The organism is Terrabacter sp. P5_B1, assembly GCF_056400505.1.
Genome location: NZ_JBFULD010000456.1, coordinates 1 through 2,495, shown reverse-complemented (window position 1 = coordinate 2,495; position 2,495 = coordinate 1). Strand labels below are relative to the sequence as shown.

Below are 2,495 nucleotides of genomic sequence, written 5' to 3'. Positions count from 1 at the left end.
GGGGATCGGGCGCAACCTGTCGGTCGGCCAGGCCACCCTGCCGGCCATCGCCGTCGAGCAGGGCGGCGGACCGCTCGGCAACCGTCTGCTGCTGCTGCGCCCCTCTGACGACGTCGTGGACTTCGTCCTCGCCGGCCAGGAGCCGGGTGAGCCGCTGCGCGACCTCGACCGGGCCCCCGACGCCGACGACGCCGCCGTCGTCGACGCCGTCGCCAACATCGTCGGGGGCCGGGGCGCCGACTCGCTCGACTCCAAGGCCCTGGCCCGTCTCGGCATCGGTTTCGTCCAGGTGCGTGCGACGGCCGACTCCGCGCTCGCTCGGCGCCTGGACTCCTCGCAGGGCCTGAGCCGCCTCGGCTCGAGCCAGCTGGGCATCCTCTGGAAGGTCCAGCCGCTACCGGTCGTCGCCGGTGTGCAGGCGGCCACGTCGCCGTCCCGGGCGCGGCTCGTCGACGCTGACGGCGCGCTGCTGCAGGTCGTGCCCACGGCGGGGCCGCATGCCGCCGTCGACACGACGATCCCGGCCGGCACCGCCCCCCGCTTCGTCGTCCTGGCCGAGCCCAACGAGTGGTCCCGACAGGCGCTCGTGACCTTCGACGGCCGTCGGCTCGAGCCGGTGGTCGGTGCTGCACAACCGACGTATGCCCTGCCGACCACCCCGGGCGCTCTCCAGGTCGACCTCGCGGCCGCGCAGCCGTGGTGGCGCCTGGGTCAGGCGGTGCTGCTCGCGTTCGTGGTGTTCATGGCCGTGCCCTTCGGCAACCGACGCTCGAGGAGGCGCACATGAGGAACGTGTCCGGCATCGTCCGGGCGGCAGCCGTCGCTGTGGTCGCCGGCGGCCTCGCGGTCGGCGCGACCCGGGTGAGCGGCTCCGTGCAGCTCGCGAAGCCCGGCGAACGCGTCGGCCTTCCCGAGTCGTCCAGCGTGCTGGTCGACGCCGCCTCGCTCGTGTGCCCCGGGCAGCAGCGCCTCGGCGGCACCGGCCTGCGCGACGTGCGGGGCACCGTCGCGGTCGCTGCAGCGTCCCCGGACGCCGGGGTCGTCGCAGGCGCGCCCGGCACCGGGTCGGGCAGCGTCCAGCTCCTCGGTGGACCGTCGGCGACAGGTCTGGCCCAGACCGCCGACCGGGGCGTGGTCGCCTCAGCCGGGGTGAGCGCCCCCGACGTCGTCATCGCCAGGGCGAGCGGCATCCTGGCTCCCGGCCTCGTGGCCACCCAGGTGTGGCGGCACACCGGCGACGACGACCGCGGACTCACGGTGACGCCGTGCCAGCTGCCGTCGTCCGACGTGTGGCTCGTCGGTGGTGGGGGTGGCGCGTCCCGCACCGAGCGCATCATCGTCAGCAACCCCGGGGCGAATGCCGTCTCCGTCTCCTTCGAGGCGCTCGGGACCTCCGGGCGCATCGACACGGCGGCCGGCCGGGACGTCTCCGTCCCGCCGCTGTCCCGCGAGGTCCTCTCGCTCGACGCCATCGCGCCCGACGAGGCAGCCCCCGTCGTCCATGTCACCGCCACCGGTGGCGTGGTGTCCGCCGTGCTCGACGACCAGTGGATCCTCGGTGCCACGGGGCGCGGCATCGACGACGCGACCCGGGCGGCCTCGCCCGGCACCGACCTCGTCGTGCCCGGTGTCGAGACGGGTGGTGCGACCTCCCTGCGTCTGGCCAATCCCGGCGACGCAGAGGCCCTGGCCCAGGTGCGGCTGCTCACCGACAAGGGTGCCGTGCAGCCCGACAACCTCCGGGCGGTCCGCGTTCCCGCCGGGTCGACCCTCGACGTCCCGCTCCCGGCCAACAGCGCGGCCATGGGCCTCGGCATCCGTGCCGACCGGCCCCTCGTCGCGGCGGCCTGGGCCGAGCGTCGTGCGGCCACCGCGGACCGGATGGGTGACTTCGCCTGGACGGCGGCGACGCCCGCCCTGCGCGGCGTGGCCGGCGTCCTCCTGCCCGGCCTCAAGGGAACGACGAAACGCCTTCTGCTGACTGCGGGTCCGGCGCCGGCCAGCGCCCAGGTGCGCCTCGGGACCGGCAGCGCGGCGAAGCTCTCGACCGTCGCGGTGCCGGCCGACTCGACCGTGGCCGTCGCCGTGGGTGACGCCGACGCGGTCTGGGTCAGCCCGACAGCCGGCGCGGTCCGAGCCGCCGTCTCCGTGGCTGGTGTCGACGGGGGAGTGCCGTTCTTCTCGGTGGCCTCGCTCAGCGACGCGCCCGTGCGGGCACTGTCGGTCCCGGTGCGTCAGGTGCGCAACTGACGGGTCGTGGCCTCGCCGTGACCGCCGGCACCGCTCACTCGCCGAAGCCGGGGTCCAGCTCCTCGGGGGAGACACCGAGCAGGCCCGCCACCTGTTCGGTCACGATGTCGGCGACCAGCGCAGCGACGTCGCGACGGTCGGTGACCCGCGTCTCGACCGGGCGCCTGTAGACGACGATGCGCGCCGCGCGGGCGCTCGTCGCCGGGAAGAGCCGGCCGAGCGGGACCTCTCGGTGGTCCCAGGGG

Annotated in this window: 2 protein-coding genes and 1 pseudogene; 2 read left to right on the top strand and 1 reads right to left on the bottom strand. The window is 75.5% G+C overall.

Features of this window, described 5'->3' with window-relative positions:
* Together AC1DP0_RS20790 and AC1DP0_RS20785 are read left to right on the top strand one after the other, a co-directional pair.
* A pseudogene (locus tag AC1DP0_RS20790) lies at nucleotides 1-787 on the top strand (glycosyltransferase family 2 protein); the annotation flags it as partial.
* Nucleotides 784-2,250: a DUF5719 family protein gene (locus AC1DP0_RS20785; protein WP_478088266.1), complete on the top strand. Its 1,467-nt coding sequence runs from the start codon at nucleotides 784-786 to the stop codon at nucleotides 2,248-2,250. The pseudogene AC1DP0_RS20790 and the gene AC1DP0_RS20785, both read left to right, overlap by 4 nt.
* 34 nt (nucleotides 2,251-2,284) lie before the next feature.
* Here the strand turns inward: AC1DP0_RS20785 and AC1DP0_RS20780 are convergent.
* A partial coding sequence (locus AC1DP0_RS20780; RefSeq protein ID WP_478088264.1) for a metallopeptidase family protein occupies nucleotides 2,285-2,495 on the bottom strand: 211 nt, incomplete at its 5' end.